Here is a 20,183-nt window from a genome sequence, read left to right as displayed (position 1 = left end):
GGAGAGGGTCTGCTGAGCCATGCACATAGCCGAGGGTTTCCTTCCTCCGGCGCACGCGGTCGCCTGGGGCGTCGCGTCGGCGCCGTTCGTCGTCCACGGGGTCCGGTCGCTCACCCGTGAGGTGCGCGAGCACCCCGAGAGCACCTTGCTCCTCGGGGCGTCCGGTGCCTTCACGTTCGTCCTGTCCGCTCTGAAACTGCCGTCCGTGACCGGCAGTTGTTCGCACCCCACCGGCACGGGCCTGGGAGCCGTCCTGTTCCGGCCGCCCATCATGGCGGTGCTGGGCACCATCACCCTGCTGTTCCAGGCACTGCTGCTCGCGCACGGCGGCCTGACCACGCTCGGGGCCAACGTCTTCTCCATGGCGATCGTCGGCCCCTGGGCCGGATACGCCGTCTACAAGCTGCTGCGGCGCTCCAACGCGCCGCTGATGGTGGCGGTCTTCTCCGGCGCGTTCGTCGCCGACCTGTCGACCTACTGCGTCACCAGCGTGCAGCTGGCCCTCGCGTTCCCCGACCCGAGCAGCGGATTCCCGGGCGCGCTCGGCAAGTTCGGCTCCATCTTCGCCGTCACCCAGATCCCGCTCGCGGTGAGCGAGGGCCTGCTGACCGTGCTCGTGATGCGGCTGCTGGTGCAGTCCAGCAAGGGCGAACTGACCCGGCTGGGTGTCCTCCTCGCCAAGAAGCAGGCCCCGGCCGAGTCCGAGGCGGTGGCCCGATGAACCGCAACACGAAGATCAACCTGGTGCTGCTGCTCGCCGTGGTCGCGCTCGCGGTGCTGCCCCTGGCGCTCGGTCTCGGCGACCACAAGAAGGAGCCGTTCGCGGGGGCCGACGGCGAGGCCGAGACGGCGATCACCGAGCTGAAGCCCGACTACGAGCCGTGGTTCTCGCCGCTGTACGAACCGCCGTCCGGCGAGATCGAGTCGGCACTGTTCTCCCTCCAGGCGGCCCTCGGCGCCGGGGTCCTCGCCTACTACTTCGGCCTGCGCCGGGGACGCCGGCAGGGTGAGCGGCGGGCGCTGGAACGGGAGGCCGACAGCGCGCTCTCCGACACCCGCGGGACGTCCGCCGAGGAACGGGACTGAGCCCGGGTGCTGCCGATCGACGCGGCGGCGCACAGCAGTCGCTGGCGCCGCCGCCATCCCGTGGACAAGGCCGTGCTCGGGCTCGGTCTCACCGTGCTCGCGATCTCCCTGCCGCCCTGGCCGGGCGCGGCCCTGGTGCTCCTGACGGCCCTGCTGGTGCTGCTGGGTCCGGCCGGTGTGCCCGGGCGGCGGCTGTGGCGGGCCTACCGGGTGCCGCTGGGCTTCTGCGTCACCGGCGCGCTCACGCTGCTCGTCCAGGTGGGCGGGCCGAAGGGGTTCGTCTCCCTCGCCGGCGACGGGCCGGTGCGGGCCGCGGAGTTGCTGCTGCGGACCTCTGCGGCCTCCCTGGGCGTGCTGCTGTTCGCCTTCACCACGCCCATGTCCGACCTGCTGCCCCGACTGGTCCGGGCCCGGATCCCGGCTGCGGTCGTCGACGTCGCGCTCGTGACGTACCGGATGAGCTTCCTGCTGCTGGACTCCATGCGGCGCATCCGGGAGGCCCAGGCGGCCCGGCTCGGGCACACCAGCCGGGGCGCTCAGTGGCGTTCCCTGGCCGGGCTCGGCGCCACCGCGTTCGTCCGGGCCTTCGACCGGGCCGGCCGGCTCCAGGCCGGGCTCGCCGGGCGCGGCTACGACGGCACCCTGCGGGTCCTGGTGCCCGAGGCCCGGGTCTCCGTCCGCTTCACGGCGGCCAGTTGCGCGCTGCTCGTCGCGCTGGCCGTCCTCACCTTCGCACTGGAAAGGCCGCTGACATGAGCGAGCCCGCCCTCGTCGCCCTGCGGGGCGCGTCCTTCGCCTACGAGGACGGCCCGACCGTGCTCAGTGGCCTCGACTTCGAGATCCGCGAGGGGCGGGCGCTGGCGCTGCTCGGCCGCAACGGCAGCGGCAAGACCACACTGATGCGGCTGCTCAGCGGCGGCCTGAAGCCGCACGAGGGGCGGCTGACGGTCGAGGGCCAGCCGGTGGCGTACGACCGCAAGGGGCTGACCCGGCTGCGGACGACCGTGCAGCTGGTGGTGCAGGACCCCGACGACCAGTTGTTCGCGGCGTCCGTCGAGCAGGACGTGTCGTTCGGGCCGCTGAACCTCGGTCTGGACGACACGCAGGTACGGGCGCGGGTGGCGGAGGCGCTGGCGGCCCTGGACATCACGGCCCTGGCCGACCGGCCGACCCATCTGCTCTCCTACGGACAGCGCAAACGCACGGCCATCGCGGGTGCGGTCGCCATGCGGCCGCGCGTCCTCGTCCTGGACGAGCCCACGGCCGGACTCGACCCCGACGGCCAGGAGCGGCTCCTCACCACTCTCGACGGGCTCCGTGCCGCCGGCACCACGGTGGTGATGGCCACCCACGACGTCGATCTCGCCCTGCGCTGGGCCGACGACGCCGCGCTCCTCACGCCGTCCGGTGTCCGCACCGGGCCCGCGGCCACGGCACTGGGCCGCACGGATCTCCTGCGCGAGGCGGGGCTGCGTCTGCCGTGGGGTGCGGCGGTGACGGAACTCCTGCGGTTCCAGGGCCTGGTGACGGAAACGGAGCCGGGTCCGCGTACACCGGACGAGCTCGCCGGGCTCGTGGGAGGGCGGCTGGGGGCGCCCGGAGGGTGAGGGCCCTCCCGGCGGTGGGCCGGGCCGGCCGAAACGCGCTTGTCCGGCGCCGCCGCGCGGCACTACGTTGCCGGGGTGGATCTGTTCTCCCGCACCTGGACGGCGCTGCGCGCGGCGGTGGCCGCTCTCTCCGACGAGGACTTCGGGCGGCCCTCCGGCTGTACGGGCTGGCTGGTACGGGACCTGGTGTGCCATCTGATCGTGGACGCCCAGGACGTCCTGATCACCCTGGCCACCCCCGCCGACCGCGAACCGACCCGTGACGCGCTGACCTACTGGGACGTCTCGGACACGCCGCCGACCGGCGACGACCCGCTCGACGCCCTGACCGTCCGGCTGGCCGCCGCGTACGAGGATCCGGGCCTGCTGAAGTTCCATCTGGACGACGTGGGCTCCGCCGCCGGGCGCGCGGCCCTGCTCGCCGATCCGGCCGGCCGGGTCGGCACCCGTGACGAGATCCTCACCGTGGGCGACTTCCTCTCCGCCTATGTCATGGAGTGGACGCTGCACCACCTCGACCTGGTCGCCCACCTCCCGGGCGCGAAGCCCCCGCCCGCGGAGGGGCTCGCCCGGTCCCGGGACATGCTGGAGCGGATCGCGGGGAGCCCGTTCCCGTCCGCCTGCACCGATGTGGACGCACTGCTGATCGGCACCGGGCGGCGTGCGCCGACCGAGGCGGAGCAGGCCGGGCTCGGCGATCTGGCCTCCAGGGTGCCCCTGTACCTGGGCTGACTTCGCGGGCGCGAAACCGTGGCCCGCGGGGCCGCCGTCGGACCGCTGCGGCCCGGGTGCGACCATGGCCGCCATGGACATCCGCCGCAGGAACAACGTCAACGTCATCCCCGGGCCCGACGGCGCGCCGGTGCTGCTCCTGGCCCACGGGTTCGGCTGCGACCAGAACATGTGGCGGCTGGTGGTGCCGGCGCTTGCCGAGCGCTACCGGGTGGTGCTGTTCGACTACGTCGGCTCCGGCGGCTCGGACCTCGCGGCCTGGAGCGAGGAGCGGTACTCCTCGCTCCAGGGCTACGCCGCTGACGTGGTCGACGTCTGCGAGGAGCTGGACCTGCGGCACGCGGTCTTCGTCGGGCACTCGGTCAGTGCCATGGTCGGCGTACTGGCGGCGCAGGCCGCGCCGGAGCGGATCGGGGCGCTCGTGATGGTGACCCCCTCGCCCTGCTACATCGACGACGAGGGCTACCGCGGCGGCTTCAGCACGGAGGACATCGACGAGCTGCTCGCCTCCCTGGAGGCGAACTACCTGGGCTGGTCGTCCGCCATGGCTCCGGTGATCATGGGCAACCCGGACCGTCCGGAGCTGGGCCAGGAACTCACCAACAGCTTCTGCGCCACCGACCCCGACATCGCCAGGGTCTTCGCCCGCACGACCTTCCTCACCGACAGCCGCGAGGACCTGAAGGGCGTGTCCGTACCCACCCTCGTACTGGAGTGCGAGCAGGACGCCATCGCGCCCCGCGAGGTCGGCGCCTGGGTGCACGCGGCGATCCCCGCCTCCCGACTGGTCACGCTCGACGCCACCGGGCACTGCCCGCAGCTCAGCGCACCGCAGGCCACCACGGCGGCGATCCTCGACTTCCTCGAGTCCCGGAAGTGATGTGCCGCACGGGCGGCGTGCCGGAGCCCACCGGGACGGGGGACGAGGCGAGCACGGCGGCGGCGTTCACCGCGCTGCTGGAGGACAGCGCGGAGGATTTGTACGAGTCCGCCCCCTGCGGCTACCTGTCCACGATGATGGACGGCACCATCGCCAAGATCAACACGACGCTGCTGGACTGGCTCGGCCTGGACCGTGGGGCCGTCGCGGGCCGCAAGCGCTTCGCGGACCTGCTCACCGTCGGCGGGAAGCTGTACCACGAGACGCACTTCGCTCCGCTGCTGCGCATGCAGGGCGAGGTGCGGGGCATAGCCCTGGACATGCGGCGCCAGGAGGGCGGCCCGCTGCCGGTGCTGGTCTCCGCCGTGGTCAAGTGCGGCACCGAGGGCGAACCCCTGCTGAACCGGATCACCGTCTTCGACGCCTCGGACCGCCGCGCCTACGAGAAGGAGCTCCTGCGCCGGCGCCAGGATGCCGAGCGGGCCCGCGCCGAGGCGGACGAGGCCCGCCGACAGGCCGAGGCCGACCGGGCCAGGCTGGCCCACGCCCTCGCCGTCCTGCAGCGCTCCCTCGTGCCGGATTCGCTGCCCGCCGTGCCGGGCCTGGAGACGTCCGTGCACTACCACACGGCGTCCCCGGACCAGCTCGGCGGCGACTTCTACGACCTGTTCCCCGTGGCCGGCGGCCGGTGGGCGTTCTTCCTCGGCGACGTGTGCGGCAAGGGCCCCGAGGCCGCGTCCCTCACCTCGCTGACCCGCTACACCCTGCGTGCCGCCGCCCACCACGACCCGGATCCGGCCTCGGCGCTGAGCACGCTGAACGCCGTCCTGCACGAGCGGTACACCGGCGACGGCAACCCCCGGTACTGCACCTGCATCGTCGGGACGGTCGAGCCGGGCGGTGAACACGGCAGCGCCCTGGTGCGCCTCGCCTCCGGCGGCCACCCACCGGCCCTCGTCCTGCGGGCGGACGGCCGAGCCGAGTTCCTGCCCACCCCCGGCGGCCTGCTCATCGGCGTCGTCCCCGGCGCGCCGATCGGCACGGCCGAGACCGTCCTGGCGCCCGGTGACACGCTCGTGCTGTACACCGACGGCCTCACCGAGGCCCGCACCGGTCCCGGCCGCGACGACCTGTACGGCGAGGACGCCCTGCGCGCCTTCGCCACCGAGCACGCTCCCGCAGCACCGCACGCGGTGATCACCGCCCTCACCGGGCTGCTCGAGAGCTTCGGCGACGGGCTCGACGACGACACCGCTCTGCTCGCCCTCGGCGTTCCCGCCACCCCTTCCGCATCGGCCCCGGCAACGAGTCACACCTCATGAACGCGCTCACCATCAGACAGCTCGACACCACCAAGGGACCGGTTCTGTTCGTGGCCGGCGACCTGGACTTCGACCAGGCCCCCGTGCTGCGCGGATGGCTCGACCAGCTGCCCCTGTCGCCGGGGCAGTGCCTGGTCCTGGACCTGTCGGGCCTCTCGTTCTGCGACTCCTCGGGCATCACCGCCCTGCTCGCCGCCCGCCAGCACGCCCTGGCCGCCCACGCCGACATCGCCCTGGCCGCCGTACCGGCGAACCTGCTGCGCGTCCTCACCCTCGTCGGTCTCGACCAGGTCTTCACCCTGCGCCCGGACTCCAGCGCCGCGTCATGAGCCGTACGGGAGGGCGGGGAGGACGGACACCGGCTTGAGGTGCTTCCCGGCAGGCGGCGGCCCCCTCGTCCCGGAGGGCTCTGCTGCCTCGCCCCGGCGTACGGGCTCCCGGCCGCCGCGCCTCCTGGCGCTCCCCGCACACCTCCGCCCGGCCGGAAAACGCTTGGACTGCGCGGCCGGCATCGCGGGACACTTCCGGACTCGACCCGATACCTCACACATCCGTTGCGGCGATGGCCCCTGCCCGCACGCGCGGCGCGGCGGACGGCCACAGAACGACACAGGGGTGGGATGGAAACGCCGGAAACACACAGGGCATTACCGGGCAGGCGCTCGGTGCTTCTCGCACTTCGCTATTACGGACGGGAGCTGTCCCGGCTGCGCCGGTGGACGGCACCCACGATGCTGCTCTCGGCGCTGGGCAACATCGGAATCAACTACGTCGCGCCGCTGATCGTCGCCAAGCTCGTCGCGGACATCGCCGGGAACAAGGACGTCACGGCCGGCTCGGCGCTGCCGTACGTGCTCGGCTTCGCCGCGGTCCTGCTGGTCGCGGAGGCACTGTGGCGCGTCGCCCTGCACTGCCTCAGCCGTCTCGACGCCCTGGGCATCGAGCACCTGTACGTGATCGGGATGGACGAACTGTTCGCCAAGGACGCCGCGTTCTTCCACGACAACTTCGCCGGTTCGCTGACCAAGCGGGTCCTCAGCTTCGCCTCCCGGTTCGAGCAGTTCGTCGACACGCTGACCTTCCAGGTCGTGGGGAGCTTCGTGCCGCTGGTGTTCGGCGCGGTGGTGCTGTGGCGCTACGAACCGCTGCTCGTCGTCGGCCTGCTGGCGATGATCGCGCTGACGGCGGTGCTGGTCGTGCCGCTCGTCCGGCGCCGCCAGGCACTCGTGGACCGGCGTGAGGAGGCGATCGCCCGGGTGTCGGGTCATGTCGCCGACAGCCTGATGAACATGGACACGGTGCGTGCGTTCGCCGCGGAGGGGCGCGAGGCCGCCGAGCACCGCTCCCGGGTCGCGACGTCCCGCCGGCTCACCATTCGGTCGTGGGACTACGGCAATCTGCGCATCGACACGCTGGTCGCGCCGATGTCCGTGCTCACCAACGCGATGGGACTGCTCCTCGCGGTGACGCTGGGCGGCGGCACGCACGGGGTGGAGGCGGTCGTGGTCGCCTTCGCCTACTACACCAACGCGACCCGGATCATGTTCGAGTTCAACCAGATCTACCGTCGGCTGGAGAGCTCGATGACGGAGGCCGCGCAGTTCACCGAGCTGCTGCTGACGCCGCCGACCGTGCTCGACCCGCCGGACCCGGAGCCGCTGCGGTCCCGGGCCGCCGACGTCCGCTTCGAGAAGGTGACCTTCGCCCACCGGGGTGGCCGGCCGCTGTTCGAGGGACTCGACCTGGCCGTGCCGAGCGGGGCGAAGATCGGCCTCGTGGGCCGGTCCGGCGGCGGCAAGACCTCGCTCACCCGGCTGCTGCTGCGGATGACCGACATCGACGACGGCCGCATCCTGATCGGCGGCCAGGACATCAGCCGGGTGCGCCAGGCGGAGCTGCGCGGACGGATCGCGTACGTGCCGCAGGACCCGGCGATGTTCCACCGCAGCCTGCGGGACAACATCGCCTTCGCACGGCCGGAGGCCACCGACGCCGAGATCCTCCGGGCGGCCGGGGCGGCCCACGTCACCGAGTTCGCCGAGGCGCTGCCCGACGGCTTCGACACCATGGTGGGCGAGCGGGGCGTCAAGCTGTCCGGCGGGCAGCGCCAGCGGGTCGCTCTCGCGCGGGCCATCCTGCGGGACGCGCCGATCCTGCTGCTCGACGAGGCGACCAGCGCCCTGGACTCCGAGAGCGAACTGCTGATCCAGGAGGCGCTGTGGCGGCTCATGGAGGGGCGGACCGCGCTGGTGGTGGCGCACCGGCTGAGCACGGTCGCGGGCATGGACCAGCTCGTCGTCCTCGACCGCGGCCGGATCATCGAGCAGGGCACGCACCAGGAGTTGCTCGCGGTGGACGGTGCCTACGCGAAGCTGTGGCAGCACCAGTCGGGCGGCTTCCTCGACGACACCTCCGGGCGGGCCGACGTGCTGTAGCGCGCTCGCTCACCCGCGCCTCAGGGCCCGAGCCCGGGCTGCCAGGGCCTCCAGGAGGAGGTCCACCGCCGGCTCGAAGGAGCTGTCCGCCATGGCGGGCAGCTCCGGGCGAGCCGCTGTCAGGGACGGGTACGTCGCCGGATCGAGGTCCTGGTAGCAGCCCCGACCCGCTCCAGGCCATCCATGTCGCCGTCAACCGGATCTCCCCCGAGGCGCCCGCGGACACCCCGCCCTTCTTCCCGGAGCAGCGCCTCGACCTGGGCACCGCCCTCGCCGCCTGCACGGCGGGCAGCGCCCATGTGAACCACCTCGACGGCATCACCGGCAGCATCGCCGTCGGCAAGGCGGCCGACCTGGTCGTCCTCGACCGCGATCCGTTCGCGGGTCCGCCGCAGGAGATCGCCGCCACCCGGGTCCTGGAGACCTTCGTCGAGGGCCGGCGGGTGCACGCCGCCGCCTGAGCGTGGTCGAGCCGCTCGCGCTGCCGGTCCTGGCGTCCTCACGACGACCAGCGCCCTCGGCGCGTCACGCGGGGAGCCGCACGACGGCCCGCCCGCCCGGCGGCAGATGCGGACACAGCCCTCGTGAACGCCTGGAACTCAGCTCTGCCGGGCGTGCACGGGGTTGTGGGCGACATCGTCGGGGCACGGGCGGTGCGCCTGAGGGGCCCGTCGGTCGCGGCGCCAGTCGTAGGCCGCGAGGGCCAGGGACGCGGCCATGCCGACGATCCCGGCGGCCATGGCGAGGAAGAGGGCACCACGGTAGTCGTCGCTCCTGGCGCCGAGGACCAGGTAGTAGAGACCGGGCAGGGCGGCGGTGCCCACGGCGGCACCGAGGCGCTGGCCGGTCTGCAGGGCGCCGCCGGCCGCGCCCGCCATGTGCACGGGCACGTCGCGGAGCGTCATGGTGATGTTGGGGGAGATCACGCACCCGCCGCCCACTCCACCGAGGAAGAGGACCGGGGCGGCGATCCAGGGCGCGATGTCGAGGGGCGCGAAGCGCAACAGCAGCGCGGTGCCGCCCAGCCCGAGGATCACGCCCGTGAGCCCGCCCACGGTGAGCAGCCGGCCGAGCCGGTCCACCAGTCGCCCGGACACCGCGGCCGCGAGGGCCGAGCCGAGGGCGAAGGGCGTCACCGCGAGGCCCGACTCGAGCGGCGAGAAGCCCAGGCCGTGCTGGTAGAAGAGGGCGAAGACCAGCCAGACGCCGCTGAAGCCGATGAAGTAGAGCGTGCCGACGCCCGCGCCGACGGCATAGCCGCGCACGGTGGTGAACAGCCGCGGATCGAGCAGCGGCTGGGTACCGCGGTCCAGCAGCCGGCGCTGCCACCGGGTGAAGACGAAGAGCAGCCCGGCACCGGCGAGGAACATCCACCACAGCCGGGCGAGGCCGCCGGTCTCCGCCTGGACCAGGGGGTACATGAGCGCGAGGACGCCGAGACCCAGCAGCAGGACTCCGGGCAGGTCGACGTGTTCCCGGCCGGAACGCCGGGTGCGGGGCAGCAGGCGGCGGCCGAGCAGAACCGCGAGGATGCCGATGGGCACGTTGACGTAGAAGATCCACCGCCAGCCCTGGTCGCCTTCGGCCAGGGCGAGGATCAGGCCGCCGGTCAGGGGGCCGACAGCGGAGGAGATGCCGACGGTGGCGCCGAAGAAGCCGAAGGCGCGGCCGCGTTCGCCGCCGCGGAACATCTGCTGGATGAGTGCGGAGTTCTGCGGTGCCATGAAGCCGGCGGCCAGTCCCTGTGCCAGGCGGGCCACGACCAGCAGGGTGATGCTCGGAGCCGCTCCGCAGGCCGCGCTGAAGAGCACGAAACCGCTCAGGGCGATGAGGAAGATACGACGCCGGTCCAGGGCGTCGCCGAGGCGGCCGGCGGTGACGAGGGCGAGTCCGAAGGAGAGGGCGTAGCCGGACACCACCCACTGGACCTCGGCCGCGGAGGCGTGCAGCTGCTGCTGGATCGTGGGCAGCGCGACGGCCACGATCGACACGTCCAGCAGGCTCATGAAGCCGGCCACCAGTGTGACCCACAGGGCCCGCCACCGTTTGGGGTCGGGGTCGTACCCGTCCTCCCGCGCACCCTGGTCGTGGCCGCCCGCCGCTGACGCCGTCACTTGGGCTCCTCTCACCAGGAACGCACCCGGCGACTCAAGTTCCCCCGCCGGGGCACGGGCACACCCCCGCCCCTCGCATCCTCCCGGACGGCGCGGCGGCCCGCCTCTCACCCTGAGCACCCGTGCATCACGTTTCGTGATCAACCGGACGCCGTGCGAACGGGGTTGTTTGATCGCGCGAGAACTGTGCAGGCGTGGTCCTTGGGAATGCGAACGGCGAAAGGAACCACGTGATGGCGGAGACCGACAACGACGAGTCGGTGGATCCCGCGGCGGTGAGACGGCACCGGGTGCTGTTCCGGGCGATCGAGAAACGACGCAACCCGAAGCTGCGCCGCAGCGACATCACGGTGACCGACGATGCGGCGGTCAAGCGCGCCACCAAGGCCGCCGCCCTCGGCAACGCGATGGAGTGGTACGACTTCGGCATCTACAGCTATCTGGCGTCGACCATCGGGCGGGTCTTCTTCCCTTCCACCAACGACACCGCCCAGCTGCTCGGCTCCTTCGCGACCTTCGCGGTGGCGTTCCTGGTGCGTCCGCTGGGAGGCATGGTCTTCGGGCCGCTCGGCGACAAGGTCGGGCGCAAGCGCATCCTCTCCCTCACCATGATCATGATGGCGGTGGGGACCTTCGCGATCGGTCTGGTCCCCTCGCACGCCGCGATCGGTCTGTGGGCCCCGGCCCTGCTGATCTTCTTCAGGCTGGTGCAGGGCTTCTCGACCGGCGGGGAGTACGGGGGCGCCTCGACGTTCATCGCGGAGTACGCGCCCGACAAACGGCGCGGCTTCTTCGGCAGCTTCCTGGAGCTCGGCACGCTCGCCGGTTACGTCGGTGCCTCCGGTCTCGTGGTCGTCCTGCAGATGCTCCTCAGCGACGATCAGATGCTGTCGTGGGGCTGGCGCGTGCCGTTCCTCGTCGCGGCCCCGCTCGGCCTCATCGGCCTCTACCTGCGGCTCAAGCTGGACGAGACGCCCGCCTTCCAGAAGCTGGAGGGCGGCCAGGCCAAGGCGAGCGAGGCGGCCGACGCGGTGGAGACCTCGGCGGCCGCCGACCTCGGCAAGATCTTCACCCGGTACTGGCGGCCGCTGCTGCTGTGCCTCGCCCTGGTCGCGGCGTACAACATCACCGACTACATGCTGCTGTCGTACATGCCGACCTATCTGTCCGAGGAGCTGGGCTACGGCACCAACCACGGGCTGTTGATCCTGCTCGTCGTGATGGTGCTGCAGATGTGCGTCATCAACTACGTGGGGCGGCTGTCGGACCGCTTCGGGCGCAAGCCGCTGCTGATGGCGGGGATGCTCGGGTTCCTCTTCCTCTCCCTGCCGTCGTTCCTGCTCATCCGGCAGGGCAGCGTCGTCCTGATCACCCTGGGCCTGCTGCTGATGGGGCTCTCCCTGGTGGCGATGCTCGGCACCATGTCGGCGGCGCTCCCGGCGATCTTTCCCACGCAGGTGCGCTACGGGTCGCTCTCGGTGGCCTACAACCTGGCCACCTCGATCTTCGGCGGAACGACACCGCTGGTGATCACCGCGCTGATCGGAGCCTTCGGCTCGACGCTGATGCCGGCGTACTACGCCATGGGCGCCGCGGCCATCGGTGTCATCGCCGTGCTGTGCATGCGCGAGACCGCCAACCAGCCTCTGGCCGGCTCCCCGCCGTCCGTGGAGACGCAGGCGGAGGCGGAGGAACTCGTCCAGGCGCAGTCCCCTCAGCCCCGGTTCTGACCCAAGACCGGGTTCCGGCCGATGCGAAGGGCCCCGTCCGCGAGCGTGCGGGCGGGGCCTTCAGCGGTTGGGCCCGGGCAGAGCGGGAACACGGTGCGCGCTACGACCCCCGAGGCGAGGCCGGTAAGGCGATGACCGAGTACGAGCGTTCCCGCACGATGCCCGCACAGCCCGAGCACGTCTTCGACCAGGCAGCGAACGTCGGGCGGCTGGACAGCTGGCTGCCGGAGGCGCTGCACGTGGAGGCCGGGGAACCGCCGGCCGTCACCGTGCACGAGGACCGCACCGACGAGGACACCGACGCCGTGCTGCGCGCCCGGCCGGAGCAGATGCGGCTCGAATGGGGCACCCGTGAGCAGGGCGGCTACGCGGGCTGGCTGCAGGTCGCCGGGCTCGACGGCGGAACCAGCGAGGTGACCGTGCACCTGTCGTTCTTCGACGACGGCCACGATCCGGGCGAGCGGGCCGCCGCCGACGCCCTGGACAACAGCCTGCGACGGCTGGAGGAGCAGGTGCGGCTGCGCGTCGACCACACGGCGGGCTGACCCGTCGTGGCACGCGTGAAGCAGTACGCGGTGGCGGCGTCCGGGCAGTGGACCGACGAGGAGGAGGGGCGGCGGCGGCTGCCGTCGGGTGAGGTGCACGCCTGGGAGCCGGGCCGCAACGAGACGGTCTGCGGCCTGTCCCTCAGCCGTTCCCGGCTGGTCCGCTTCCCGCACGTGGGCTGGCCGGACGCCTTCCCGGAGTCCGGCGGCGCCGCCGACCGGGTGCGGCGCCTGTGCCCGCGTTGCGCGTCGGTGGCGGGGCGCCGAGGCCCGGACGCCCGCCCGCGCCGGCACCGCACCAACCCTCGCCCGTGAGCCGGTCGTGGTTCACGGCCCTCGGCATCACCCGCAGGGACGAGGGCGCGGCCGGCATGCCGAGGCGTGACGTCACTCTCCCGCGGAGCCCTCCCGCTGGGCATGTCGCCCGGCCGCGGCGACGTCCCGCATGGCCAGCAGGAAACGTCTGACCACGGCCAGTTCCGCTTCGTCGAAGGACCGCATCGCGGCGACCATTTCGTGGATCAGCGGCCCGAAGAAGGACCAGCCCAGCCGGACGGCCTCGTCCCGCACGACCAGCAGCACGCGCCGCCGGTCCTCGGTGTCCCGTTCCCGGCGCACCAGGTGCAGACGCTCCAGCCGGTCGACCAGGGCCGTGGTCGACGCCGAGTTCACCCCCAGTTGCGCGCCCAGCCACCCCGGGGTGGCCCGCACGCCCTCGCGGCCGGCGTCGAGCAGATGGATCAACGCCCTTACATCGGTGGGATGGAGCCCGTTGCGGCCTGCGAACTCGGCCGCGAACAGGTCCAGTTCCAGCGTCACCGCCCGCAGCAGATGCACCAGTCGCAGACCGGGATCCTGGTCGTCCATGCTTCACTCCCCTAATATCTCGTTCGTCGAGAGTATCGGTGAACGAGTCGTACGGGGCGGGGACATGGATGACACGGCAGGGTTCTTCAGGGCGTACGACGACGTCTTGCGACGGTGGCCGGGAAAGCTGCACGGCGTCGACGTCCCCACCCCCTACGGCACCACCCGGGTCCAGGTCAGCGGGCGCGAGGACGGCACCCCGCTGGTCCTGCTGCCCGGCGGCGGAGCCACCTCGGCCGCCTGGTTCGCCACCGCCGGCGCCCTGGCCCCGGCCCACCGCATCCACGCCGTCGACCTCATGGGCGACATCGGCCGCAGCATTCACGACGGGGCACCGCTACGCGGCGCGGCGGACCTGACGGCCTGGCTCGACGCCCTCTTCGACGCGCTGAACCTCGACGGCGCGCACCTGTGCGGTCACTCCTACGGCGCCTGGATCGCCCTGCGCTACGCACTGCACGCGCCCCATCGGCTCGGCAGGCTGGCGCTGCTCGACCCGGTCAACTGCTTCACCGGCATGAGCCCGCGCTACCTCGCCCGCGCCCTGCCCATGCTGCTGAGGCCCAGCGCCGAGCGGGTGCACTCCTTCCACCGGTGGGAGACCGGCCGTGACCCCGAGGATCCGGTGTGGCACGCATTCCTGGGGAGCACCGCCACCGCCCGCCGGTCGAAGGTCGTGGCCATGCGGCGGCCCAGGGCTCCGGAACTCGCGGCATGCACCGTACCGACCCTGGTGCTCCTGGCGGAACGCAGCCGCGCCCACGATCCGCGGCGTGCGGCGGCCGCCGCACGCCGGCTCCTGCCCTCGGCGCGCGTCGTCACCCTGTCCGGTGCCTCCCACCACTCCCTGCCCACCGAGCAACCGGCCGAAGTCAGCCGGCTGCTGCGGGAGTTCTTCGCCTGAACCCCTGCCCCGACGGGCCGCGGGTCCGCCCCTAAGGAGTGTCCGGCACCGCCGCCGGATCGCGGTCCTGCCCGGTGCACACCGAGGCGGCACCGCAGGCGGCGGCCCGGGGGCGGAGGGGGACGCCGTTGGTGCGCAGCACCTCGCGGACGTCCAGGATCAGGGAGAACACCTCGCGATTGCGGTCCTCGCCCTGCTCGTCCCAGGCCCGCTGCTCGGCCTCGACGGCCATCCGGTCCTCGGCGAAGACCCGCTCGGTGAAGCGCCTGATGAGGGGCCAGGCCAACCGCAGGGCGCCGGGAATCCGCGGCTTCTCGATCATGAGCAGTCCGAAGGTGCGGCACCGGCGCTGCTCGGCGTCCTCGGGCACGTAGGCGACCCAGAGGCGGAAGGCCGGCCGCTCGGCATTCTCGGGGACCAGGTCGAGGGTCTGGTACGGGTACTCGGTGCGGATCGTCATGACGTCGCGGGAGTCGCTGCCCCCGATCCCCTCGGCGGCCAGCAGGCCGGCCCCGCGGTTGCGCTTGCCCCCGGCGTGGCTGAAGAGGTACCTGGCCTCAACCGACCGCTCGTCGGTGCGGGAGTCGAGCAGCTCCGGGTGGAGTCGTCCGACCACGCCCCGGTGCAGGAACTGGTGGTTCATGTCGAGCAGGTTCTCGTGCATGAACGAGTAGTGGCAGCGCACGGTCCGGGAGTAGGTCATCGTCCTGTACCGAGGCGAGGCGAACGCCGGCAGGTCGGGCAGCGGTGCGGCGGCCGCCTTCTCCGGGTCGCCGGGGAACACGAAGACCAGGCCGTAGGCCTCGCGCACGGGGTAGCCGCGCACGCCGCGCGGGGGCCGGCCGTCGCCCTTGGCGAGGTAGGGGATCTGCGAGATGCGTCCGTCGCCGCGATAGGCCCAGGCGTGATAGCAGCAGCGGAGGGTCTCGCCCTCCACGACGCCCATGCTCAGCGGCACCTGCCGGTGGGCACACCGGTCCTCCAGTGCGTACACGGTGCCGCTCTGCCCGCGGTACAGCGCGATGCGCTCCCCGGCGAACGTCGCCGCGAAGGCCCGTTCGCGCCGCACGTCCTTCGACAGGGCGACGGGATACCAGAAGTCCGGGTTCGCCCCGACGCGCCGGAGGTCCACCGGGCCCGTACCCGAGTCACGGTGGGCCGCCGGCCACGCGGCCCCGGCGGGGAAGGCCCCGGCCTCGTCGGTCTCGGTCATACCTCTCCCTCGCGCGTACGGGCAGCGACAGCCGCACGTCCCGTCGGGCAGCACCGGGCTGCCGGTGCGGGCGCCCGGCACGGCCCAGTCTCACCGCGCCGCACCGCCCACGCCCTGCCCGGCGCGTACGGACGGGTGAGGGCGCGGCTAGAGGTCGTTCTCGGGCAGACCGGCCAGGCCCGTTTCGAGCATGATGCGGTCCACGGTCTGCCGCAGGGTGCTCTCGGCACCGATGACCGTTTCCACGCCGCCGGGCAGCAGGTCCAGTTCCCGGTACCACGCGCGCAGCCGCGACTCGCCGATCTCGTTCGCGATCGGCTTGGTGGCATGACGGACGAGGGTCTGCTCGAACGGCACGTGCAGGTAGTACCCGTGGGTCGGGCCGCGGTGGTCGGCGCGCAGCCGGGTGAGCATCTCGCCGTAGCGGTCGGCGTACAGGATCCCCTCGACCACGACGTGGTACCCGGCGTCGAGGGCGTAGCGGGCCGTCAGGTCGATCAGACCGATGTTCGCCGCGCCGGGCCGGTCCCTCTCCCGGAGCACGACACGGCGCAGGTTGTCCTGCCCGACCAGCGCCAGCCCCCGCCCGAACCTCTCGCGCACCCCGGCCGCGACGGACGACTTCCCCGCCCCGCTGTTGCCCCGCAGCACGACCAGCCGGGTCTGTTCGGTCCCCACTCTCACGGAGGGCACCCTACGAGGGGCCCTGGCGGGGTTCGGGCACTGGGCCGACGGCCACCGGTGCCGGCCTGCGGCCCGGTGCCCACAGCCAGGTGCGCCTGCGGGTGCGGCCCGCGATGTCCGTGCTGTGCAGTGCCGCCACCGCCGTCATGAACGGCCATGCGAGGAAGGTGGTGCCGAGCTGGGCGAAGGCCCCGTCCGTGCCGATCGCGACGACCGGGAACTCGACGGTGAAGACGAGCGCTCCGAGCAGTGCTCCGACGAGGGTGAGGCCCCACCGGCGGGTGAGGACACGGGCCGCGAGGGCCAGCCCGCCGGCGAGGACCAGACCCATCAGCACACCGGCCAGCAGACTTCCTCCGGTGAGCAGCACGCCGTAGCGCAGATCGCGGGCGGCGAGCCGGGTGTCCCCTCCGCGGACGAACTCGACCAGGGCCACCCCCAGCGCGAGTGCGGCCCACGGCAGGCCCGGGACGCACGCCATCAGCAGGCCCACTCGCAGACCGCGTCCCATGGTCCCCCGTCCCCCGGTGCGCTCCATCAGGCCCGTACCAGTCCGCCGACCCACCAGTCGTGCGGCTTGCCGTCGTTGGCGATGACGCGGTTGCGCAGCGTCCCTTCGACGGTGAAGCCCAGGCTCTCGGCGACGGCACGCGATCCGGTGTTGCCGGTCATGGCCCACCATTCGATGCGATGAACGTCGAGTGCGGTCCACCCCCAGTCGCACAGCGCCCGCGCGGCCTCGGCCGAATAGCCCCGGCCGCGCTGCTCCCTGACCGCCCAGTAGCCGAGCTCGTAGACGCCCGCGCTCACCTTGGTCAGGCAGTACGAGCCGACGAGAGCCGCATTGTCCTTGCGGAACGCCCCGAGGACGTAGTCCTTGTCGGTGGCCCAGCCCTCGGGCCACTCCTGAAGGACCCTCTTCTCGGCGTCCTGCCGCCGGAAGGGCACGGGCACCGGCGTGTAGAACTGGATGTCCTCGTCCTGGCAGGCGTCGTGCACCGCGTCCACATCTCCCGGCTCGAAGGCCCTCAGCAGCAGACGCCCGGTCTCAAGTGTCACTGGATCCACCGCGTCAGTATCTGCGCCGCATCGGGCCCGCGACCAGCGAATATCAACAGGTCCTCACTCCTCGTCGCGCAGCCGGGCCGCCAGGGAGGTCAGCGGCTCCGTCTCCTCGGCGTGGCCCAGGGCGGTCAGGCGGACGACGGCCGCGTCCAGCCGGGTCAGGGCGGGGGCGGGACGCTCCAGGTAGAGACCCTCCACGACACCCGCGAGGCGCACGCACTCGGCCCATTCGCCGGCCCGGTCGTCGTCCCGCCCCGGCTCGCCGAGCAGGGTGAGTGCCTTGTCCAGCGCCGCCAGGGCGTCCTCGTACGCGCCGGCGTAGGCGTTGACCCGCCCGTACTCGTAGGCCAGGGCCGTGTCCAGGGAGCGGCCGTGGGCCTCGTAGCCGGCGGCGCGGGCCTCCTCGGCGATCCGGCCGGCGTCGGCGAGGACGGCCAGGGAGTCGGCCAGTCCGTCCGCGCCCTGCTGCTGCGCCTGCAGACGGGCGAGTTCCCGCAGGGAGTTGCTGAGGTACTCGTAGCGCGGGTCCTCCGCGTGGGCGGCGAGCGCCTGGCCGGCGGCCTCGTGGGCCCGGCCGAACTCACCGGACTCGGCGAGGAGTACGGCCGTCTCCGCGGCGATCATGGCGTGGCTGCCCGGGTCGTCGTCCCAGCCGGCCGACTCGGCCGCGAGCGCGACGAACTCCGCCGTGGCGGCCTTGAGGTCGTCCCCCGTGTGCAGTGCTCGGGCGCGGGTCAGACGCAGCTGGGCCACGAGCCGGTCGTCCAGCTCTCCGGCGGCCACGTCCGGTTCGGCCAGCAGGGAGTCGAGCAGCGCGATGCAGTCCTCGACGCGGCCCAGGTCGAGGCTGAGCTGGGCGGCGTTGCTGTAGGTGCAGTACGCGTCGGTCCGGCTGCCGTGCCGCAGGTCCAGCTCCGCCGCGCGCGTCAGGTGCCGCAGCGCCTCCTCGGGCCGGCCCAGATGCATGCAGGCCTCGGCCAGGTCGGTGTGCAGACGGGTGGTGCCGACCGCCTCGGCCGGCCAGTCGGCGGCCAGGCGCAGTCCCTCCGCCAGATCGTTGTACGCGGCCTGGGGGTCCTGGAGGACGAGCCGGAGCCGGCCGCGCAGTCCGAGCGTGCGGGGCAGGTGCCAGGCGGGGCCGTGGGCCTTCAGCCGGTCCAGGAGGGCGTCGGCCTCGGTGACCGCGGCGGGCAGGTCGCCGGAGAGGGCGTGGGTGGTGACCCGCAGCATGTGTGCGCTCGAGATCTGCCCGGCGATGTCGTGCCGGGCGGCGAACGCGCTGAGCAGGTCCGCCTCGGCGAAGACCGGCGCGATGTGCTCCTGGCTCCGGGTCGTCTGCAGACGCAGGGCGAGCGCGCTCGCCCGCAGCCGCAGCAGGCGTGCCTCCTGGTGCGGGGTGAGGCCGGGCGTCTCCTCGTGCGTGCGGACCATGACTGCGTGGGCGTCGGTGAGGGCGGTGGCCCTGGCCTGCGGTCCGTCGGCGCCCTCCGCGAGGATCTCGGCGTTCGCGAGCAGGACGCCGGCCCGGGTGATCGCGGCGTCGCCCGGCGCGCCGGCGTCGTCGTACAGGGCCGCGGCTTCCTCGTTCAGGGCGGCGGCGTCGGTGAACCGGTCCTTCTCGTGCGCCCGGTTCGCCTCTTCGGCCAGCAGGTCGGCGCGCAGCCGGACGACCGGTCCCACGGCCGGGTCGTCGGGGTGGGTGTAGTCGCGGGCGGTGACGAGGGTGCGCAGCCGCGCCCAGCAGGCCCGGGCGTCCGGGTGACCCTGCTCGGTCAACGCCCTTGTACGCAGAATGAGTTCGGTGATCGATTCGGGGACGGCCGGGGCCGGGCGGGGGGCCGTCGGGGCAGCGGGGGCGGCCGGGGTCACGTCGTCGAGGCTGCGGGTGCGCAGGGTCAGCTCCAGGGTGTCCAGGAGCGGGGCGCGGTCCAGGCGGTCCCTGCGGCGGTCGGTGTGGGCCGTGGTTGCGTTGCGGGCGTCGAAGCGGGCGGCGAGGTCGTCGGCACGGCTGCGCACCTCGGCGCGCAGGCCGGCGGCGGTCCAGGTGCGGCCGGTGTATCCGGCGGCGGGCAGCTCGCCGTGGCCGAGCAGTTCGACGCGCTGGAGGAGGACCTCCACGCCGGTGAGGAAGTCGAGCTGGTCGAGCGGCGAGTCGACCTCGTCGAAGAGGTTCCGGTTCTCGGCGAGCAGCTCCAGGCCGCGGGCCTCGTTGCCGGTCAGCGCGCAGAACTCCAGGTGCCTGCCGACCTCCCCGGCCATGGAGGGGTTGCGGCGGCAGCCGCGGTAACCGGCGAGGTGGAGTTCGCGGGCCCGCTCGGCGCGGCCCGTGCGCAGCAGGGGCAGCAGCGCGTACGACAGGGAGCGGGCGGGCTCCTCCTGGCAGGACTCCTGGCCTGCCAGGACGGGCTCCCAGGCGCGCAGGGCCCGCTCGTCGTCGCCCGCGGTGAGGTGGTGGCGGGCGCGTCGGCAGATCTCACAGGCCTCGCAGTCGCTGAGCCGGGTGCGGGTACGGGCCGCCCACAACTCGTAGGCGAGGGTGGTGTCCTCACCGACGTGGGCGGCGAGCTGGTACGCCTCCCCGTAGTAGGGCTGGAGGCCGAGGCCGGCCTTCTCGTAGCGGTCGCGCATCTCGGTCAGCCACTGGCGCAGGCTGGCCAGCGGTATCTCGGGCAGGGCGCGCAGGGCGTTGGACACCCACTTGAACCGCCAGAACAGCATGTGGCGCAGGCGCTCGTCGAACACGTCGGGCTGCTCGTCGAAGAGGGTGAGCAGTCGCGCGAAGACGACCGGCGACTTCCGGGGCTCGGAGCCGTAGGTGTACGCCTCCTGGAGTTCGAGGAGGGCACGGACGAGCGGGACGGGGTCCTCGAACTGCTCGGCGGCGTCGACGAGTTCCTCGGCGGTGACGGTGCGGGTGCGGCCGTAGGGGCGCCGGTCGTTCTCCTGGAGCGCCTGGTACAGCTCGTCGGTGGTCTGGGGGTGGGGTGCGGTGGGCATCG

At 72.9% G+C, this 20,183-nt stretch carries 21 protein-coding genes; 14 read left to right on the top strand and 7 right to left on the bottom strand.

Annotation, left to right across the window (positions count from 1 at the left end; translation table 11 throughout):
* Nucleotides 1-19 precede the first annotated feature (19 nt).
* The 10 genes from AB0F04_RS19005 (at nt 20) to AB0F04_RS18960 (ending at nt 8,523) form a co-directional block, all read left to right on the top strand.
* Complete coding sequence (locus tag AB0F04_RS19005) at nt 20-721, top strand: energy-coupling factor ABC transporter permease (protein ID WP_362042949.1); 702 nt, start codon at nt 20-22, stop codon at nt 719-721.
* On the top strand, nt 718-1,086 hold the full coding sequence (locus AB0F04_RS19000) for an energy-coupling factor ABC transporter substrate-binding protein (RefSeq protein WP_362042947.1): 369 nt from the start codon (nt 718-720) through the stop codon (nt 1,084-1,086). Before AB0F04_RS19005 ends, AB0F04_RS19000 begins: the two co-directional genes overlap by 4 nt.
* A gap of 6 nt (nt 1,087-1,092) precedes the next feature.
* Nucleotides 1,093-1,842, top strand: coding sequence for a cobalt ECF transporter T component CbiQ (gene cbiQ, locus AB0F04_RS18995; protein WP_362042945.1), 750 nt, complete (start codon nt 1,093-1,095; stop codon nt 1,840-1,842).
* On the top strand, nt 1,839-2,693 hold the full coding sequence (locus tag AB0F04_RS18990) for an ATP-binding cassette domain-containing protein (protein ID WP_362042943.1): 855 nt from the start codon (nt 1,839-1,841) through the stop codon (nt 2,691-2,693). The genes cbiQ and AB0F04_RS18990 overlap by 4 nt, the downstream gene beginning before the upstream one ends.
* 75 nt (nt 2,694-2,768) lie before the next feature.
* Entirely contained in the window at nt 2,769-3,425 is a 657-nt protein-coding gene (locus tag AB0F04_RS18985; protein ID WP_362042941.1) for a maleylpyruvate isomerase N-terminal domain-containing protein, read from the top strand.
* Nucleotides 3,426-3,498: 73 nt separating this feature from the next.
* Nucleotides 3,499-4,305 carry an alpha/beta hydrolase gene (locus AB0F04_RS18980; protein WP_362043517.1) on the top strand — a complete coding sequence of 269 codons (807 nt, stop codon included), beginning with the start codon at nt 3,499-3,501 and terminating at the stop codon, nt 4,303-4,305.
* On the top strand, nt 4,305-5,627 hold the full coding sequence (locus tag AB0F04_RS18975; protein ID WP_362043516.1) for a SpoIIE family protein phosphatase: 1,323 nt from the start codon (nt 4,305-4,307) through the stop codon (nt 5,625-5,627). The genes AB0F04_RS18980 and AB0F04_RS18975 overlap by 1 nt, the downstream gene beginning before the upstream one ends.
* Complete coding sequence (locus AB0F04_RS18970; RefSeq protein WP_362042939.1) at nt 5,624-5,956, top strand: STAS domain-containing protein; 333 nt, start codon at nt 5,624-5,626, stop codon at nt 5,954-5,956. Before AB0F04_RS18975 ends, AB0F04_RS18970 begins: the two co-directional genes overlap by 4 nt.
* Nucleotides 5,957-6,247: 291 nt before the next feature.
* Nucleotides 6,248-8,062 carry an ABC transporter ATP-binding protein gene (locus tag AB0F04_RS18965; protein ID WP_362042937.1) on the top strand — a complete coding sequence of 605 codons (1,815 nt, stop codon included), beginning with the start codon at nt 6,248-6,250 and terminating at the stop codon, nt 8,060-8,062.
* Nucleotides 8,002-8,523 (top strand): amidohydrolase family protein, encoded by a 522-nt coding sequence (locus tag AB0F04_RS18960; protein WP_362042936.1) that lies wholly within the window; start codon nt 8,002-8,004, stop codon nt 8,521-8,523. The genes AB0F04_RS18965 and AB0F04_RS18960 overlap by 61 nt, the downstream gene beginning before the upstream one ends.
* A 138-nt stretch (nt 8,524-8,661) precedes the next feature.
* Here AB0F04_RS18960 and AB0F04_RS18955 read toward each other — a convergent pair whose 3' ends face one another.
* Nucleotides 8,662-10,176, bottom strand: coding sequence for an MFS transporter (locus AB0F04_RS18955; protein ID WP_362042934.1), 1,515 nt, complete (start codon nt 10,174-10,176; stop codon nt 8,662-8,664).
* Between the two features lie 233 nt (nt 10,177-10,409).
* Here AB0F04_RS18955 and proP point away from each other — a divergent pair, with 233 nt between their 5' ends.
* From proP to AB0F04_RS18940, 3 genes are all read left to right on the top strand, one after another.
* The gene (proP, locus tag AB0F04_RS18950) at nt 10,410-11,906 is read left to right on the top strand and encodes a glycine betaine/L-proline transporter ProP (protein ID WP_362042932.1); all 1,497 of its coding nucleotides are present in this window, start codon (nt 10,410-10,412) and stop codon (nt 11,904-11,906) included.
* 131 nt (nt 11,907-12,037) lie between these two features.
* Nucleotides 12,038-12,451, top strand: a complete 414-nt coding sequence (locus AB0F04_RS18945) for an SRPBCC family protein (protein ID WP_362042931.1) — start codon at nt 12,038-12,040, stop codon at nt 12,449-12,451.
* 6 nt (nt 12,452-12,457) lie between these two features.
* Nucleotides 12,458-12,766 carry a hypothetical protein gene (locus AB0F04_RS18940; protein ID WP_362042929.1) on the top strand — a complete coding sequence of 103 codons (309 nt, stop codon included), beginning with the start codon at nt 12,458-12,460 and terminating at the stop codon, nt 12,764-12,766.
* Nucleotides 12,767-12,838: 72 nt separating this feature from the next.
* Here the strand turns inward: AB0F04_RS18940 and AB0F04_RS18935 are convergent, their stop codons facing one another.
* On the bottom strand, nt 12,839-13,318 hold the full coding sequence (locus AB0F04_RS18935; protein ID WP_362042927.1) for a MarR family transcriptional regulator: 480 nt from the start codon (nt 13,316-13,318) through the stop codon (nt 12,839-12,841).
* 64 nt (nt 13,319-13,382) lie between these two features.
* Here AB0F04_RS18935 and AB0F04_RS18930 point away from each other — a divergent pair, with 64 nt between their 5' ends.
* On the top strand, nt 13,383-14,222 hold the full coding sequence (locus AB0F04_RS18930; protein WP_362042926.1) for an alpha/beta hydrolase: 840 nt from the start codon (nt 13,383-13,385) through the stop codon (nt 14,220-14,222).
* 31 nt (nt 14,223-14,253) lie between these two features.
* Here AB0F04_RS18930 and AB0F04_RS18925 read toward each other — a convergent pair whose 3' ends face one another.
* From AB0F04_RS18925 to AB0F04_RS18905, 5 genes are all read right to left on the bottom strand, one after another.
* Nucleotides 14,254-15,435, bottom strand: a complete 1,182-nt coding sequence (locus AB0F04_RS18925; RefSeq protein ID WP_362042925.1) for an aromatic ring-hydroxylating dioxygenase subunit alpha — start codon at nt 15,433-15,435, stop codon at nt 14,254-14,256.
* A gap of 147 nt (nt 15,436-15,582) precedes the next feature.
* On the bottom strand, nt 15,583-16,128 hold the full coding sequence (locus AB0F04_RS18920; RefSeq protein ID WP_362042923.1) for a kinase: 546 nt from the start codon (nt 16,126-16,128) through the stop codon (nt 15,583-15,585).
* 1 nt (nt 16,129) lies between these two features.
* Entirely contained in the window at nt 16,130-16,630 is a 501-nt protein-coding gene (locus AB0F04_RS18915) for a hypothetical protein (RefSeq protein WP_362042921.1), read from the bottom strand.
* A gap of 26 nt (nt 16,631-16,656) precedes the next feature.
* Entirely contained in the window at nt 16,657-17,187 is a 531-nt protein-coding gene (locus AB0F04_RS18910) for a GNAT family protein (RefSeq protein ID WP_362042919.1), read from the bottom strand.
* A 54-nt stretch (nt 17,188-17,241) separates the two neighbouring features.
* A complete protein-coding gene (locus tag AB0F04_RS18905; RefSeq protein ID WP_362042917.1) occupies nt 17,242-20,181 on the bottom strand; it encodes a hypothetical protein in 2,940 nt (979 codons plus the stop codon).
* Nucleotides 20,182-20,183 lie beyond the last annotated feature (2 nt).

Source organism: Streptomyces sp. NPDC029041, from assembly GCF_040637515.1.
Lineage (GTDB): Bacteria > Actinomycetota > Actinomycetes > Streptomycetales > Streptomycetaceae > Streptomyces.
This window is presented reverse-complemented; position numbering and strand designations above follow the sequence as displayed.

Excerpts from the sequence above, each read along its gene's own strand:
- proP (WP_362042932.1), top strand. The coding sequence starts at position 10,410 with ATGGCGGAGACCGACAACGACGAGTCGGTGGATCCCGCGGCGGTGAGA.
- AB0F04_RS18905 (WP_362042917.1), bottom strand. The coding sequence starts at position 20,181 with ATGCCCACCGCACCCCACCCCCAGACCACCGACGAGCTGTACCAGGCG.
- AB0F04_RS18925 (WP_362042925.1), bottom strand. The coding sequence starts at position 15,435 with ATGACCGAGACCGACGAGGCCGGGGCCTTCCCCGCCGGGGCCGCGTGG.
- AB0F04_RS18980 (WP_362043517.1), top strand. The coding sequence starts at position 3,499 with ATGGACATCCGCCGCAGGAACAACGTCAACGTCATCCCCGGGCCCGAC.
- AB0F04_RS19000 (WP_362042947.1), top strand. The coding sequence starts at position 718 with ATGAACCGCAACACGAAGATCAACCTGGTGCTGCTGCTCGCCGTGGTC.
- AB0F04_RS18970 (WP_362042939.1), top strand. The coding sequence starts at position 5,624 with ATGAACGCGCTCACCATCAGACAGCTCGACACCACCAAGGGACCGGTT.
- AB0F04_RS19005 (WP_362042949.1), top strand. The coding sequence starts at position 20 with ATGCACATAGCCGAGGGTTTCCTTCCTCCGGCGCACGCGGTCGCCTGG.
- AB0F04_RS18915 (WP_362042921.1), bottom strand. The coding sequence starts at position 16,630 with ATGGGACGCGGTCTGCGAGTGGGCCTGCTGATGGCGTGCGTCCCGGGC.
- AB0F04_RS18990 (WP_362042943.1), top strand. The coding sequence starts at position 1,839 with ATGAGCGAGCCCGCCCTCGTCGCCCTGCGGGGCGCGTCCTTCGCCTAC.
- AB0F04_RS18945 (WP_362042931.1), top strand. The coding sequence starts at position 12,038 with ATGACCGAGTACGAGCGTTCCCGCACGATGCCCGCACAGCCCGAGCAC.
- AB0F04_RS18965 (WP_362042937.1), top strand. The coding sequence starts at position 6,248 with ATGGAAACGCCGGAAACACACAGGGCATTACCGGGCAGGCGCTCGGTG.
- AB0F04_RS18930 (WP_362042926.1), top strand. The coding sequence starts at position 13,383 with ATGGATGACACGGCAGGGTTCTTCAGGGCGTACGACGACGTCTTGCGA.
- AB0F04_RS18975 (WP_362043516.1), top strand. The coding sequence starts at position 4,305 with ATGTGCCGCACGGGCGGCGTGCCGGAGCCCACCGGGACGGGGGACGAG.
- AB0F04_RS18935 (WP_362042927.1), bottom strand. The coding sequence starts at position 13,318 with ATGGACGACCAGGATCCCGGTCTGCGACTGGTGCATCTGCTGCGGGCG.